Origin of the sequence: Anoxybacillus sp. P3H1B (assembly GCF_001560855.1) — a bacterium.
GTDB lineage: Bacteria > Bacillota > Bacilli > Bacillales > Anoxybacillaceae > Anoxybacteroides > Anoxybacteroides rupiense.
Genome location: NZ_LPUG01000016.1, coordinates 32,527 through 48,245, shown reverse-complemented (window position 1 = coordinate 48,245; position 15,719 = coordinate 32,527). Strand labels below are relative to the sequence as shown.

The window sequence follows — 15,719 nt, the reverse complement described above, 5'->3', positions numbered from 1 at the left end:
GATATAGAATCATCCAATAAGCAGAATCCCATGTTGGCAACGCTCGAAAGCAAGTGCGTGACTTGTCTCCAACCGCCGCTTACTTGAGGACAAATATTGATATATCAAGCTGTTAATCTATCTAAATACCCGCCAGTTTGTCAATCTAAATCTCTATGCATCATAACACACATGGTAAAAAGTTACGTTTTATCCACGTCATAATAGGCAACCCTCTGCTTTGGCTTAAGCAACGATTCCACGAATCATGATGGAAAGCATCTTTTTGAACGCTTCAGCATCATCTACGGTATCTCCATGAAGCACAGCTTTGTATGCTTCTGCTCCTTTTGCCACATTCACGTATCCTATCTCCGTGTGAACAAACTAACACAGACCATTTTTTTCTTCCGCATGAAAAGGTCATTCTCAGCAAAAACGATCTCCCCCTGAAGATCACCTTGATCTGATTAACATTGGACAATAAACAAGTTTTTCCTTTATACTAATAGATAAATGATAACTATTCTCAACTAAGGAAGAAAGGATGCTTTACGTTGCGAGATGTTCACAATACGGCTCTTTTAGCCATTTTATTTTTCGTTTTTATCCCTATCATTGTTTCATACAAACAATCATTAAACTTAGAAAAGGATATCCTTTGGTCCTCGTTAAGAGGATTCGTTCAACTCCTGCTGCTCGGGTATTTTATTTCCTATATTTTCTCCTTTAAACACTGGTATGTCATCATAGGTTATGTATCGGCTATGATTATTGCTGCTTCGCTGAATGTTTCTAAAAGAGGGATAGAATATAGACGCACATTTGCTTTTGTATTGTTGGGAATCTCTGCATCTGTCGGCTTTTCTATTTGCTTATGGCTTATAGTTGGCGTCATTCCTTTCCAAGCTCAATACATCATCCCGGTCGGCGGAATGTTTTCGGGAACAGCCATGGTGGCTGCTAGCGTAGTTCTAGAAACGATGAAAAAATCAGAAAATACAGATGAGAAGGAAATGAAACGGAACGCTATAAAAATCGCCATGATCCCGACGGTTGACACGTTAAAAACAATGGGGCTTGTTCAAATTCCCGGCACAATGACAGGGATGATTTTAGCCGGGGCTGAACCAATCGCTGCAGTCAAATATCAAATTTTTATCGTCTTTACCCTTATGGTTGTCGCTGCTATCGCCTCCATCATCGTTTGCACATGCAACTACCGTGTATTTTTCTATCATTCTCATACGGCGCGGCAAGAAGCAAGCGCAGGAAAATAAGGTTTGTAGAAGCTGACGGCTTTACTCTCCATCGTCGTTCCCATATCCTTGATGCTTTCTAGCAGCTCTTCTATTTTCCATTAAAGAGCTGCCGCATCAACTGTCTGTATTGCTCTCCTGCCCCATCAGCGGCCGAAAGTAGGGACATCGCCCTTATGACACAAAACAGCGGACCATGACTCGGTTTTACAAGATGATATGGCCGGCGTTCAATAAAATCAGCAGGGACCCCCTGCTGGTGTTAGTTCTGTCTATGATTATGATTGGAGTAAGTCACTCCACGATTTTTCTGGTGTCTTTAATGTGATCTCACTGAAAAATGTATGGAGACGCTGCTTCCATGTATGGCATTTAGCACATCGTTCTTGTCCGGCACGGGCAATCGCTTCAGCCTCGTCAGGGTGATCTAAATAGTAACGAATTTTTCCAATTAAATCCTCTTTATTTTTATATCCGACAATTTCTTTATCATATTCAAAAAACTGACGCATTTCATCGAAATACTCTGTAAATAACAACCTTCCCGTAGCCACCGCTTCAAAGACACCAACTTTCACATTCGTATACCCTGCACCTGTTTTTGGAAAATTGACGACCATTTTCGCCGAATGCATCGCTTGAAACCATTCCTCGCCATATACAGGACCTTCCGATTTCAAAGGCCATCCTCTTCCAAAAATTTTTGCTTGAAAAATATCTTGAAGCGATTGGGCAATTTCTAATCGATTGGGCCGATAATGGCCAATGATTGAAACATCTGATTGGTACTTGGCAACAGGCTCTCGTGGAATAAAAAAGCGCGAGTCGATCCCAAACGGCATATAAAAAGTATTCGTTATCCCTGCTTTCTTATATTGCTTATAGGATAAAACTGAATTCGTTGTGTGGTAATCAAATTTTCCAACGAACTGCCTGACAGTCGGATACACATCCGGATCGCTTAATGTTATTCCAATGACCGTGCAATATTTTTTGACTTCTTCTAGAACCTCCGGCTGAAATGTCAATCCTCCGGCACAAAACAGAATGATATCTGGTTGAAAGCGGGCCACCTCTTCCTTAATAGCTGGCCATTTCACATACACAGGTCCATGGCCGCCAAAACGACGATAAGGATTATAAATGAGATGGGGTCTTAGCTTTAAATTGATCTCATGCACTTGATAGCCATTTTCAAGCAACCCCATTTGAATGCTGCGGACAATTCCTGTTTCTCCCTCTGTATACCTGCCAATAAATACGATTTTTAACGGGCTGCTGTCCATCCTTACATCCCCCCAAGCATTTTCATAAGAACGGTTTGATTGATCCGTTCTCTTTCTTGCAAAGCGGTAACGTTATCTTGAATCAACCGGCGATGATTTTGAGGGTTGGTCAGACAGTCCTCGATGATCATGCGGAGAGAGGATATATCGATCTTTTCAATAGGAAAGCAATATGGCTTTAAATCGAGTTCTTGATAAAGACCGCTTACTTTGTCATCATAGGATAACCCGATGCTTGGCACTCCTTCGCTCAAAGCAAAAATACTGGCATGAAGCCGCATCGCAATCATTAAATCCAGCTCTCTACACATCGATTTATATTCCTCCGGAGAACAATCATATGGCAAAATCAGTGAATCTCCTTTAAGACGTTTAGCAAGCTGGCGCGCTTTTTCTAATTCTGATGGTAGTTTGTTAAAAGACATAATCACAAAAGTAACCAAATATTTCTCAGACAGCTGATTGAGTACAGAAATAAGCTGATGCTCCGCCTTCTTTGCGCTTTTGCGGTCATATGACCAATTGCGCAAATTCAATCCAATATATTTATGCAACGACGTTTTTTTGTTTAGTGAGAAGTTGGTTTGAGCAGCAGCAGGTAATGTGATCACTGGGTCGGCAGACAGTTGTTGCTTGGAGATACCTAACGAGGTTAATAGCTGCGCTGAAGCAGCATCTCTTACTGTAATGCTGTCGACCATTTCGCCGATCCACTTCATAGCCCGCTTCGATTCCTCGCTCGCTAGCGGACCGATCCCAACAGCATATAGCATGGTTTTGACATTTAGCATTTTCGCTAAAATAATGGGAGCTGAGTAATAATTTAATGCTCCTTTTTGATCGATGAATAAATTTTCTGGTGCAAAAGTGTTATAATCTTGAAACAATCCTCCGCCCCCGACAATCAATAGTACGCTTTCTTTTAAAACTTGGGTAATCCGCTTAAAATCTAAGCCGAAAATATAATCAATTTTTTCATCTCCATAATACGCTTTTATGTTTTTGGACCAAGCAATCACTACAATTTCTATTCGATGATCGACTTGTTTAAGCGTCCGGATAATAGAATGAAGAATAGCGTCGTCTCCGGCATTTCCAGCTCCATAAAAGCCATGGATTAATACTTTCATATAACATCACCCTTTTCTTTTTGTAAGTACAAGTAAATGGTTCGACATCCATAAGCTCTTCTTGTTTATTCTTTCCGCCTACTAAAACGGATAGCGATAAAAGCAAAAGGCTAAGCAACCCATTGGATTTTGCAACACACACATAGTGCATGATTATTGTTTCTGTTTCATATTTTCATAGAAACAAACTTCTTTGTTCGTTCCATTAATAAAAATAGATGGCCAACGTTTATGATTATATTTATATTGCTCTTTCCTATTTTCGGAACGGCAGAAAACCTAGAATATCCTTGGAGCATATCGCTCTGCGCATTTTCATACTTTCGCAACAAGACTGAAAACCTCTATATAAGCGATCAAAGATTTCGACATTGGATCCATTTGTGAATGATCGGGATTGAACGAGAAGATGAAATAGATGGCCTATTCAAAAGCAGCCTTTGATTTTTTCGCCTTGCCTTCGTCATACCAATGTGCATGACAGATGACCAAACAACGAACCGCCTTCCAGACAAATGTATTGATCCGGAAGCGGTGTTCTTCGGTCATCCAACAGTCGTTTATTCAAAGAGGTGAATATGTTAACATGTCAAATTGCCTCTCTATATAAATGATATGGTGCCAGTTCCAAATATGAGAAATGATGTCGAAAGCGTCAATCTGTTTGATGATAGAATACATCTTTCGTCGTTATATTATCTCTTGAAATGTGTAAATTCTTTAATAATCGCTTCGATTTGCTCACCGCGGTGATCCCAAGTGTGCTGTAAAGCATAGCGGATGCGGTCAGACGCATCTCCTGCATGATGGATATAGTGAAGTACCTTGGAAACAAACTCATCATGAGAATGTCCGATCTCTACATAGGGATACATCTGTCTGCATTCGGGGAGATCAGTTGAAACGACGGGCTTTCCAGCGGCTAAATATTCATATGCCTTTACAGGATTAACAGCGGCTGTAAGTTTATTCTTTTGGAAAGGGATGATACAAACATGAAAAAAAGGAAGATAGTTCGCAAGCTGCTCATGCGTTTTATGCCCTAGAAAATGCATGTTCGATTTCCCATATGAACAATAATTCAAACCAAATTCGGCTCCAATGACAACCAAATCAATTTTCTCCCGCAGCAGTCGCCGCACAAGCTCTTCGTCAATCCACGGTGCCCATGCCCCCACATAACCTACTAGCGGTCTATTATTTTTTGGTAAATCACGTGGAAGGATGGACGATGCATGTTCTAGATGAAGTGATAAATCGGGATCGTAGCCATTTCGCACAATCTCAATACGCTTGAAGGGATAGTCCTTTCGCAGCCGCTCAAACAGAGGCTGTGACGTGCAAATAATGGCATTTGATCGCTTTACCATTTCCGGCTCGTAACGCTGCCATCTTTCCATTTCATCTACGCAATCATAGATCACCCAATCCGGTTTCATTTTTTTTATATAAGGTGTTAATTTCGGCCACGTACACCATAGGCCAATTACATTTCCTTCCGTCTGTTTCAGTCTTGGATACTCTTCTCTCACCCATTTGCTAAAATGATGAACAACATATAATCTTGGCATCATTTCTTCTACAGGCTTCTTTTGCGTTGATTGATTGCAATAAAAAACGGTATATCCTCTTTTAGCCAGCTGCTTGGCCAATTGTTGCGGCCGTTGCCTCATCCATGACCAATCAATCGTCGGGGGAAAAATAATCATGTTCATCATGATCCCTCCATCACCATTTTTCCTCTATATACAATTTTAAAGATGGATTTATAGCAGATTGGAAAGAAGCGACTTGATTTTTTCGACAGTTGGAGACAAGACGGTGACTTGCTTCCATCACGATGGAAGATCGAACAATGAAGTGTCTTTCAGACCTGGGAACGACATTGTTTGACCACTCAACTGCCGAAAGCCAACAATCGCTTCAGCGAAGAAGCGAAAATGTCGATATGTCAAGTTGCCTCTCTATACATACTATGAAATATAGCGGAAAAAGTACGAGAAAAAATGGTTTCGCTAGCAAACGATAAGCTACAACATCCCTTGAAGATGAAACTCTCTTCGCGTCCGTGTGACGAAAGGTGGAACAACACCGACGGCTGACCAATCCCTTTGTCAGCAAACGATGTTGTTTAGTCGCCCGACTAGCGAAATGGCTTATCACCTGCTCACTTTGGAATAAAGTTGATGTATCCAATTGCCTCTATATAAAAATAAATACTAGTGAATATCCAACATTCACAAACCATTTTCTGTTATTCTTTCTCCACACTGAAACACTTTCCGTCGCTGTCGATTTTTCGCTCCAAATCTATATAGTTAATTGCATCAAATATGCAATTCCTAGTGAAATCGCTTATCCAAGAGAATCCGTTGATACATATACTATCAAAGTATCAAACATCAATGAATGAAAGGATGGTTACATTGGCAACTAATCCACAAACAGAAAAATTAAAAAAACAGCTCGTTGCTCTTACACAACGATTAACGCCGACGGACTCCGCTAACTGCGGGATCGATTTCTCCTTTATGATTGACCTGCTAGGTATCGATCTTGATTTTTCTATTCATCTCCCATGTCCTAGTCCTCCAACTCCTGGCGGGCTCGAGCAATATCTTTATAAGGAAATTGCCGTTACAACTCCAAGTGAAGTGATTAGTGGCACACTGATTGCGATTCAGGAGGATTATATCGTAATGGTAGAGTTTGATGGTTCATTAGTTTTGATTCCCCTGGACAAAATTGAAGAAGTTAATGAAATTTAAAGGAGGGAACCACTTCTATGTTTAGTCCCACATTTAGAGAAGAACTTGCAAAGCGTGTTGGTCAATTGGTAGAGCTTGAAACGAATGATTTATTTGTATCCGGGATTTTAGGAGGCTTAAAAGATAACTCGATTGTAGTGGTAGAATTTACTGGATACAGCAATGTCACACATTTTATTTTAATTGCTGACATTAACTTTATCCGCTTCCCGATCGCTTCTTAATCAAGATATTTGATGAATTCGCTCCATTTGGAGTGATTTTTTTTCGTAATGCTTGCATGATGCCTACGAACATTATATATAGTAAAATTTTCATAATGAAGACGTCCCTTTTTTAATAAATCATTTAACACTAGTACATCCTCGTACAGGCGGCCATCCTGAAAATCTTTTACAGGGAAGCCGCCATTTTCTTTTAAAGCCGACGTTCTATAGATACGCGGTCCCAGCGGAAAAGGATATTCTATTAAATCCTGCTGATTGTGAACAGGCTTCCCTTTTCGAATTCCTTTAAATATAACATCCCCATTGTTTTGTTGCTTCCAAAATCTCAAATTCCCATAAAGAACAGAAACTTCCTCGGAAAGATGGGCCAAATGCTGTTTTAAAACAGCTATTGCATCAGGATCCAGCCAATCATCGGCATCCAGCTCCAACACAAAATCCGACTTGATTTGCGGCAATAATTGATTGAAAGCACGCGCTTTCCCGCTATTTATTTGCTGGAAGCTTTCGAGAGGGATTACCCCGTTCCACTTTTGGATTTTTTCATAGGAGCGATCCCTTGAGCCATCGTCAATCACCAATATTTGATCAGGTTGTACCGTTTGATAAAAACAAGAGGCAAGAGCGATGTCAATATATTGTTCCATATTGTAATTCGCCAACATAATGGAAATTGAAGGGGATTCTGTGAGATTTATAGGACGGCTAAAGTATTTCTGGATCATCTCTTGTTTATAAAAGCTAGTATGATTCGCAACGCTTCTTGTTTGCTTGACCGCCCCCTCCGAAATCATGATCGTATTGACTGCGTTTAAACGACTGAACCAGCAAGGCAATACCGCTTCCTTGAACGGGACTTGGCGCTCCACTAAAGAAGAGGATTGCTGCAAAAGACGCGTTTTTACTAAAAAAGGACGCTGTATCGTTAAATCGCGGACACGATACGAATCGACCATCATCATATTGTCTTTCTCTAATTGCAATAATACGTGTTGAATTTTTTCTGTTAAATAATCATGATCGTACAGAAATAATGTATATTCGCACCCTCTTGCTCTAACAAGCTGTTGGATTGTTTTCCCTAAATTTTCCTCGATGATCTTTTGGTATGTGACCGGTTGCGGCAAGGCGGGAATATGAAGCGAAGGAACTAAATCCCCTTTATTTATTATGGTAATATGTTTGATCCGCGAGTGAAGAAGCTGTAAAGAAATAAGCGCCTTCGATAATGAAATCGGCGATGTATAATCTAAAAGCAACACATGAATATCTTCCGCCACTATCATCCCTCCAATGTTCTTTCTTTATCACATAAACAGACAAGCTCCAGCGCTCTGAATAGGGAAACTGTTATTCATATATATGTAGAGACGGTGCATTCCGCTCTGCAAAATCATTCAATATGATCATATCTGCCTTTCCACCTATCCAAAAATAGTCCCTTCATCTATGATGAGTGAATGGCCGCTTTTCCTCCTTCCGACGGTGATGGAGTTTTTGTCATAAACATCTATACAGATTCAGCTTAATAGTAAAAAAGACGGAAGGGATGAAAGATCTTCAACTGTCGCTTCATCACATGAATGGACGGCATCATACTTTCCATACTCATCTATCAAATCAAAATCTACAATCTACAGCTGCGGATACGTGACAAAGATTGAAACAACGCCGCTTTCAGACCTATTCACCATTCTGTAAAGCGGCGTTGTCCGGTCGTCCACCATTGGAATTATCCGCACCTGTTTCCGTTATTCTTTCCGTCCGACGAAGCTTTTTCATTGATGACGATTTTTTTCACACCCCCCACCGAGAAGTCTCCTCCTCTACACGAAGGAACGGGAGGAGAGGTTCATTCCGGTCCATATAGGTTAAAGTAAAAAAACAGCTAGGCTTTGTTAGAAGGCCTGCCAGTAAAAACATAAAAAAATAGTCCCTATCCATAATGGAACAGGGAACAAAACAGATGATAAAAGGGAGAAGCTATAAGGACGAGCGCTGCTTTAGCCATTCATCCCAAAATTCCGGCATTCCTCCTTGTAACGCAAACGATACGTGTCCTCCTTCCACTTGTTGATATGTTTTATCATGGCTTGAAGCTTTTTCGATGATCGGATAAGATAATTCAGCTGGAATTAAGCGATCTCCATTTGTGCACACAACCAACAAATTGGCCGTGATATTTTCCAATTGAACAGACTTTCCCTTTATTCGAAGGAGGCCATTGATTATTTTATTTTGAGCAACCAAATCCATTAAATCAAGAAAAGCGGCACTCGAAAAAGGAATATGATCGTTCGTCCAATCGTTGAAAAGCTTCCATTTCCTCACATAGGCTTCATCATGGGCGCGCTGCAAAAGAGAGAAATAGTGGCTAAAGTAAAGAGGAACTGTGCATAATCGAACTCCTGCCTTAATGAATTCCCTTGGTACGATGCCGATCTCGCGAAAAAATGAAGCAGGCTGAATCGTTCCGCTTCGAAGCGCCTCCACCCATTTATTCATAATGGGGAGATTTTTCATATCCACCGGTGTAGCAATGAAAATTAAATTTCGAATCGGTTCCTCCGCAATGGCAGCATAAATCGCGGCCATTGTCCCTCCTAAGCAGTAGCCGATTAATGAAATTTCAGCGGCTCCCGAATGCCTGATTGCCCGTTTCACTGCCTGCTGAAGATATGAAACAATATAGTTTTCTAGCGTGATATCTTTGTCCTCATAAGCAGGAGCTCCCCAATCTAGCAAATAAACGTCATATCCTCTCGATCCAAATCCCTCAATTAAGCTTGTGCCCGGGGCCAAGTCCAAAATGGAGGCGCGATTCACGAGCGAATAGACATGAAACACCGGAATATCATACTTTTTATCTGGAGAAGGATAATACCATAGCACAGCTTTGTTTTTTTTCCAAATCGAAATTCGTTTTGTTTCATTTGCACGCTCCGCATCTGATCGTACCGTCCATATATTGCGCCAGCGGCTGATTTCTTTGTGGACATGCCCTACTAATTCATTCTGCTCCATTTTTCATATCTTTCCCTTCATTCAAAGAGTGAACAACCTTCGCCAGCATTTCTCGAATATCCCCTAATTCTGCTTCTATTTTGTTGATTTTCTCATTAAGTATGGTTTGTTGCCGTACATCAGATAGCGGCCAAAGCTGCTCTTCAAGGGCATCAATTTTTTCTTGTGTATCCACGACAAGTTGGGCAATATTCGCCATATCGCTTTTTAAAGGAAGATTCAATACATTGGATAGCAATTCCTGATGGGCTTTTATTTTCCCTACTTGCCGAGAAATAAGCGGCTCTAAAACAGCGAATAACCGAACCCATGCTTCATGATTCAACAATTGCTGAATAGATGCATTTCCCTTGTTTTCAAGCTGAAAGCTTTTTGTTTTTAATTGTTTATATATGGCATCTAAATTGCGAGCTTTGAAAAGATTTTTATTGATTTGAACCTCTATGTTATATGGTCGCACTCATTCCACCGTCCACTACAAGAATATGGCCTGTCACGTAATCCGATGCTTTAGATGCAAGATAGATCGCAGCTCCCTTTAAATCCTCTGCATTCCCCAATCTCCCCGATGGTGTTTTTGCCAAAAGATCATCACGGACATGCTGTAATGCAGACGTTAGTTTTGTAGGAAAAAAACCTGGGGCAATCGCATTGACCTGTACATGAAAAGGAGCTAGCTTGGCCGCTAAATCTTTTGTCAGCGCAATCACAGCACCTTTACTTGTCGAATAGGGCCATGCATCCATCAATGTTGCTTGCTGTCCGTACATGCCGGCTATGGAAGCAATATTGATAATTTTCCCTGACTGCTGCTCAGCCATCATTTTTCCAGCCGCTTGCGAAAATAAAAACATCCCTTTGACATTAACCTCCATCACTTTCTTCCATTTGTCTTCAGGAACATCGAAAAAGGGAGCCATCCATGATGTTCCGCTATTGTTGACAAGAATATCAAGCGCTCCAAACCTTTCCTTTGTTTGCTGTAAAACCCGCTTGATATCATCCGCTTGAGTCACGTCACAGGCAAGAGCCATGGATGGTGCTCCTAATTGTCGAATTTCTTCGCATGCTTCCTCGCACTTTTCCAGCTTGCGTGAACAAATCACTACATTCGCCCCTGCTTCTGCCAGCCCAATAGCAATTTGCTTTCCTAACCCGGTACCTCCGCCTGTAACAATGGCTGTTTTATTTGTTAAATCAAATAATTGATGCATCATTGCTTCTCCCTTCTCTACTGCTTTTTTCGCAAAAGAAAGCCATGCTCTCGTTCATTCCTCGCTTCGCTCAGAATGATCTTACATGGCTTTCTTTACATTGCACAATCGATTACGATACAAATGCAATTGAAAGATGGAATAACGGATCTCTGAAACATGAACGGCCGAAGGCAAGTTCACTAACCTTCCCCTGTCGCTCATTCACGTGACAAAGATCCGAACTGTACCGCTTTCAGCCGCATTGATGGTTTTGTGAAGCGATTCGTTGTTCGGCCATCTCACCATTGAAAAACAATCTGAACTCCATATCCAATATAAATTACGAAGAAGGTTGAGCTACATCTATATAGATATAGCCCTTAATGAAGAGATGCTAAATTAAGGAGTACAAATATCTAAAGTTGGGAACAAGGCGCAGAGCACTGCTTCAATGACACTTAGTAAAATATTCAATATCTCTGTTAGATCAACTTCTGGAAGATCTAAATCAAAAGAAAAACTAATCGTACCAAGCGGAGTGGTAAGCGAAATGCTCAATCCAAAGTCTGGATCAATTACTTGTTGTGCGCTTACTTGCTGTGTGCTAGCTTGAGCTGTTGATGGAGCCGCTGTGCTCGCTGTATTATTAGTCGTAAGCTTCCCATTTCCCAATGACTTGACAGCCTCGTTAATTCGGTTAATGAGCTCGGCTGCTTGCGCAGAATTTCCTAGCCCGCCAAGGTTAAGCTTCATAATTTATTTTCCCCCTATTATTAGATTTCTCTATACTATACTCATTTTGATTGAAAATGCTGTAGGTAAAGAGAATAGATTTCAAAAAATATGCTATTTCAACATAGATTTAGGAACATATGTTTAAATCTGGGTCTATTGCACAAATGATCGCTGTCACAACATTTAAAATCGTATTCAACAAGTCTTCAATCGGTAAATCCAAACCAATTGAAAACGAGATGGTTCCTAGAGGTGTTGTTAAAGTAATCGTTAAACCGAGATCTTCTCCAACCTGCTGCGCACTTACGTCCTGCTGAGCTGTCGGATTCAAATTCAAAGAAATATTTTGACTGTCTGGCAAAGCCGCTAATAAATTTTTAAACTGTCTTAACAGTTGAACCTGTGTATCTGTGAAGCTCCCTAAATTCGCTAAAACGAGTTTTTTCGCCATTCTGCTTTTCCTCCTTTCAAGCAAGTTATTATATTCTATTTTTTCCCATCATCATTGTTGTGTGCGATTGTAATGGCTCTTGTATCAACTATTAACTATTTTTTCAGCTCACAGTCGAAACAAATATCCATACTCAATCGAGTACAGGACAAATTCCGACAATCCGTATAGAGATGATGCGGCGATCCAATAATAGCCGCTCCAAAGAAAGATCGCTCATTCGATGATGGGAGGAAAATCGGCGAATGGCTCGTGTCACGTCAAAACGTGACCAAAAGCTGAACAACATGACAGACTCCTTGCTTATTCAGGATGAAAATCAAATGTCAACACACCCTATTGGATTGATAGAGTGAAATCATCTGTACTGGATGGCAACGCTAAAAGCCACATCTATCAAAAATGACTCTTCAACGGCTTGTCTGTTGTAACATATTTACTTTATTGATATGGGCTATCCTCGACATCATGAATAAAAAAAGCGCAAAGCACCCTTCCAGTGTGAGTCGACGCGACTCGAGCCGATGGTGTTTGAAGCTAGACAGCGCCTTACTTCTTTAATAAGGGAGAGAAATTCTAATATGAAAAAAAGCTCCATTTTCCTGTTTTATATTCTTCAGGAAAAGGAGCCCTACTAACAAAACCTTTATGTTTATTCTTTTTTTCGTCTTCTTCCGCATCCACAGCCTCTTCTCTTTTTTTTGTTTTCTTTCTCTTTCTTTTCAGCCGGTTCTGCAGACTTCTTATGCTTTTCTCGTGCCATCCTTTCTCCCCCTTCTACAAATAAATTTAACTTGAAATTTCAGCTCTTCGCTGTTCAAAAAATCAGTTCGTCTATTCCCAAAGAAGGCTTGGAGGGAGCACTCATGTCCAGCCGGACGGCCCAATAAATGGTTTGAAAAGCCGAAATACCAAGCTATTTCTATATAATCTTATGTTCACTCTTTGATAATGGTTAACAAAATCAACTATTCTACTAATTTTTCTACAATGGCTTCGATCACTCCAGCCATTCCCGCAATCGCCAGGATCATGATCACCGGTTCAAAAACTGCCGGAAAAAGCCACCCTCCCAAAAATAATCCTGCCGCACACCAAATTCCTGTGCACCAGTAACAGCTTAAAAGCTCTCCTAGAAAGGCACGAATCCCTTTTCCTTTAATGACCACATATGTTTCTGTCACATTTTCATCATTTGTTTCTACAACTTCCTCTAAAAAAGGTTTTCTAATAAAACTCGTTATTTGATCGTAGACCAACAATCTAGTCAGCCGAAAAACAGCAAACGAAAAAACGAACAGTTCTATATATGAAATACTGTTCAGCATCCCTTTCCCCTCACTTTCCTTATCATCATATGCAGGGAGGAATCAATTATGTTCAGCCAACTGCGAACTTGGGAATGGATCAATCCTCTCTATAGAATGGGCGTTCGAAGCCAAATCTGTGGACTTTCTTTCCCACGCCAATATGAACCTGCAAAGCCATCGGCTCTTGGACATCGGACAATCGACAGTCAATCCAAGCTCTGAAAAGATGCAAATGTGAACATCTAAAACCTCATCTCCCCTGAAATTATCGATACATCAACATGCCAAGTTCCATCTATATCTCCTGTCCATAAACAACAAAAACAGCCATCAAAGAATAGTCCTATTTTTATAAGAATAAAGCAGCAATAACCGATCTTCACACGGCCGAATCCTAAATGGCCGGCCCCAGTGAAGCAAAATAGAAAAAATGGGCACAGGCATTTGTATGTTTATCCAATCAAAAATCGGCACATTTGCATTATATGTATACAGGAAAGGAGGATATTTACCACGTTTCTATTCCATTTTGCCGCATTCCAATTGAAAAAACAGTTCATCTCAAAAGAAAAAACGGCCCTGAGGACCGACACTGTGACACATTGAAAGGAGGAGAATCCATTTGTCTGATAACAAAAAAAACCTGGAGCAAATCTCATCAAGCTTAGCCAAACTGTTTATTTTAGATGCATTTAATAAGCACAACGTAAGCAGCGAGCACAGACGGCAGCTTTCAGATGACGAAAAACAGCAGCTGAAAGCACTAGTAGGAAATTTACAAAACCAAGTAAATGAATTTCTCGAAAAGCAAAACCAACCAAAAATCGCGAAAGCCAGCAAAACTCCTGAACCCCCAAAAAACACCACTCTAAGAGATATGTTAAAAAACAGAAAAAAATCGTGACAAGTACGCAATAAATGGGTCAATCCCCTAGGGCAAGTATCATATACAAAAAAATCCTTTCCGCATTTAATAGTATTAAAAGAAAAAGGAGGAAAATAACTATGGAAGCCAGACCATATTCGTGGCAGGCTCACGGTTCCGCATGTCATCCCATTGAAAAACGGTTTGAGCCGAATAATTACTATAACAACAGATTTAACGTCTGTGATGATAGCGACAACAATTCTACAGTGATGCAGGATGCGGTTCAGAGAGCTGACACAGAGCAATTATCGTCAGAAACCATTATCGTTAAGGACTCTTGCGACATCGAAATCTCTTCTACAGAAACACAAGTAGCTGTCGCTCTACAAGTTGTTCTTCAAGTAGCGATCGCATTAGTCATTAACTTAACAATCGCTGACAGCATCCGTGCTGAGGCAGTCACACAAGAATTGCTACAAAAAGCAACGATTACTCAAGCAAACAAACAAAAATTGATCATCGAAAATTCTAAAAACGTCGTTGTTACTACTACAGATACTGATGTTGCTATCTCCCTCCAAGTATTGATTCAAATTCTCGTCGCGCTTGTTGTACAAATCGACATTCTCTAAATCTGTCAAGGCGAGGGTATTCGCCCTCGCCTTTGTACCTTTCCTCTCCCAGCACGATTGCTTTTGTATCATCGATTATGAATCAGTGTTTTATCATTTGGCTCTTGAGATTTTCTTTTCATCTGTCATTTCAAATCCAACATTCTTAGGCAAATCTATAACATAAAAAGCAAATCTTTTCCATGATAAACACATTTCTTTCTTGAATATTTTCCCTAATTTTTAGACAAATGCCCACACACTATAAAATGAACGCACATACTCTGTTAGGGACAGAAGGTCAATAAAACCAGTTATAAGGAGTTGAATTAAATGGGCCACGATAAGCATCATAAAGATTATAATTGCGTATGCAGAGCGGTTGAAGAAATTTTTGATGCGCAAGAAGCCATTGAAGAACAGTGCCCGACTAGCTGCTTCAGCAACTTGTTAAACCCTGCTATTTCTCCAGGAAGAGATACCGTTCCTTTTATCCTCTATACAAAAAAAGGAGATCCTTTCACTATTTTCGGAAATGTGGGCGGCTTTACTGGCGATATGGCATGCTTTAAAACGATTTTCTTCCGTGTTGAAAATATTAAAGACTGCTGCGCAACGTTATCTTTATTAAGACCGGTTGATGGAGATGGCGAAACCATTAGTGTCTGCGATCCTTGCGATCCAGATTTCTTCGGTCTCGAAAAAACGAATTATTGCATCGAAGTCGACTTGCAGAACTTCACTGCTATTCAATGCTTACCTCCTGATTTAGTAGGCCGTGCGAGAGATACAAAAAAACACCATCACCACGGTTAAGAAAGGAAAATGGCTGCTGGTTCTACCAGCATTTTTTCTGTCAAGTTCCTAAAAATAGA

17 protein-coding genes are annotated in these 15,719 nt (G+C 40.4%); 6 read left to right on the top strand and 11 right to left on the bottom strand.

Annotated features, from left to right (window positions below; genetic code table 11):
* Positions 1-536: 536 nt before the first annotated feature.
* Positions 537-1,259: an iron export ABC transporter permease subunit FetB gene (gene fetB / locus AT864_RS10180; protein WP_082741677.1), complete on the top strand. Its 723-nt coding sequence runs from the start codon at positions 537-539 to the stop codon at positions 1,257-1,259.
* Positions 1,260-1,516: 257 nt separating this feature from the next.
* Here the strand turns inward: fetB and AT864_RS10175 are convergent, their stop codons facing one another.
* The 3 genes from AT864_RS10175 to AT864_RS10165 all read right to left on the bottom strand — a co-directional run bounded on the left by AT864_RS10175 (position 1,517) and on the right by AT864_RS10165 (position 5,369).
* The gene (locus AT864_RS10175; RefSeq protein ID WP_066148793.1) at positions 1,517-2,524 is read right to left on the bottom strand and encodes a glycosyltransferase; all 1,008 of its coding nucleotides are present in this window, start codon (positions 2,522-2,524) and stop codon (positions 1,517-1,519) included.
* A gap of 2 nt (positions 2,525-2,526) precedes the next feature.
* Positions 2,527-3,654, bottom strand: coding sequence for a polysaccharide pyruvyl transferase family protein (locus tag AT864_RS10170; RefSeq protein ID WP_066148792.1), 1,128 nt, complete (start codon positions 3,652-3,654; stop codon positions 2,527-2,529).
* A gap of 695 nt (positions 3,655-4,349) precedes the next feature.
* The gene (locus AT864_RS10165) at positions 4,350-5,369 is read right to left on the bottom strand and encodes a glycosyltransferase (RefSeq protein ID WP_066148790.1); all 1,020 of its coding nucleotides are present in this window, start codon (positions 5,367-5,369) and stop codon (positions 4,350-4,352) included.
* A 711-nt stretch (positions 5,370-6,080) separates the two neighbouring features.
* Here AT864_RS10165 and AT864_RS10160 point away from each other — a divergent pair.
* Together AT864_RS10160 and AT864_RS10155 are read left to right on the top strand one after the other, a co-directional pair.
* Complete coding sequence (locus tag AT864_RS10160) at positions 6,081-6,422, top strand: hypothetical protein (RefSeq protein WP_044742772.1); 342 nt, start codon at positions 6,081-6,083, stop codon at positions 6,420-6,422.
* A 17-nt stretch (positions 6,423-6,439) separates the two neighbouring features.
* On the top strand, positions 6,440-6,646 hold the full coding sequence (locus AT864_RS10155; RefSeq protein WP_044742773.1) for a hypothetical protein: 207 nt from the start codon (positions 6,440-6,442) through the stop codon (positions 6,644-6,646).
* Here the strand turns inward: AT864_RS10155 and AT864_RS10150 are convergent.
* From AT864_RS10150 to AT864_RS10120, 8 genes are all read right to left on the bottom strand, one after another.
* On the bottom strand, positions 6,643-7,929 hold the full coding sequence (locus AT864_RS10150; protein WP_066148788.1) for a glycosyltransferase family A protein: 1,287 nt from the start codon (positions 7,927-7,929) through the stop codon (positions 6,643-6,645). The genes AT864_RS10155 and AT864_RS10150 overlap by 4 nt on opposite strands.
* A 703-nt stretch (positions 7,930-8,632) precedes the next feature.
* Positions 8,633-9,673, bottom strand: coding sequence for an alpha/beta fold hydrolase (locus AT864_RS10145; RefSeq protein WP_066148787.1), 1,041 nt, complete (start codon positions 9,671-9,673; stop codon positions 8,633-8,635).
* The gene (locus AT864_RS10140) at positions 9,660-10,133 is read right to left on the bottom strand and encodes a hypothetical protein (RefSeq protein ID WP_044742775.1); all 474 of its coding nucleotides are present in this window, start codon (positions 10,131-10,133) and stop codon (positions 9,660-9,662) included. The genes AT864_RS10145 and AT864_RS10140 overlap by 14 nt, the downstream gene beginning before the upstream one ends.
* The gene (locus AT864_RS10135; RefSeq protein WP_066148786.1) at positions 10,120-10,887 is read right to left on the bottom strand and encodes an SDR family oxidoreductase; all 768 of its coding nucleotides are present in this window, start codon (positions 10,885-10,887) and stop codon (positions 10,120-10,122) included. The genes AT864_RS10140 and AT864_RS10135 overlap by 14 nt, the downstream gene beginning before the upstream one ends.
* Positions 10,888-11,268: 381 nt before the next feature.
* On the bottom strand, positions 11,269-11,622 hold the full coding sequence (locus AT864_RS10130; RefSeq protein WP_044742777.1) for a hypothetical protein: 354 nt from the start codon (positions 11,620-11,622) through the stop codon (positions 11,269-11,271).
* A 109-nt stretch (positions 11,623-11,731) separates the two neighbouring features.
* Positions 11,732-12,055, bottom strand: coding sequence for a hypothetical protein (locus AT864_RS10125; RefSeq protein ID WP_066148783.1), 324 nt, complete (start codon positions 12,053-12,055; stop codon positions 11,732-11,734).
* 133 nt (positions 12,056-12,188) lie between these two features.
* On the bottom strand, positions 12,189-12,344 hold the full coding sequence (locus tag AT864_RS17925) for a hypothetical protein (protein ID WP_156450528.1): 156 nt from the start codon (positions 12,342-12,344) through the stop codon (positions 12,189-12,191).
* Positions 12,345-13,023: 679 nt separating this feature from the next.
* Positions 13,024-13,383 carry a DUF1360 domain-containing protein gene (locus AT864_RS10120; protein WP_066148782.1) on the bottom strand — a complete coding sequence of 120 codons (360 nt, stop codon included), beginning with the start codon at positions 13,381-13,383 and terminating at the stop codon, positions 13,024-13,026.
* Positions 13,384-13,987: 604 nt separating this feature from the next.
* On the opposite strand from AT864_RS10120, the gene AT864_RS10115 reads away from it, so the two are divergent.
* The 3 genes from AT864_RS10115 to AT864_RS10105 all read left to right on the top strand — a co-directional run bounded on the left by AT864_RS10115 (position 13,988) and on the right by AT864_RS10105 (position 15,660).
* Positions 13,988-14,269: a hypothetical protein gene (locus AT864_RS10115; RefSeq protein ID WP_044742780.1), complete on the top strand. Its 282-nt coding sequence runs from the start codon at positions 13,988-13,990 to the stop codon at positions 14,267-14,269.
* Between the two features lie 101 nt (positions 14,270-14,370).
* Entirely contained in the window at positions 14,371-14,865 is a 495-nt protein-coding gene (locus AT864_RS10110) for a spore coat protein (RefSeq protein ID WP_044742781.1), read from the top strand.
* A gap of 312 nt (positions 14,866-15,177) precedes the next feature.
* Positions 15,178-15,660: a CotY/CotZ family spore coat protein gene (locus tag AT864_RS10105; protein WP_044742782.1), complete on the top strand. Its 483-nt coding sequence runs from the start codon at positions 15,178-15,180 to the stop codon at positions 15,658-15,660.
* Positions 15,661-15,719: the final 59 nt, after the last annotated feature.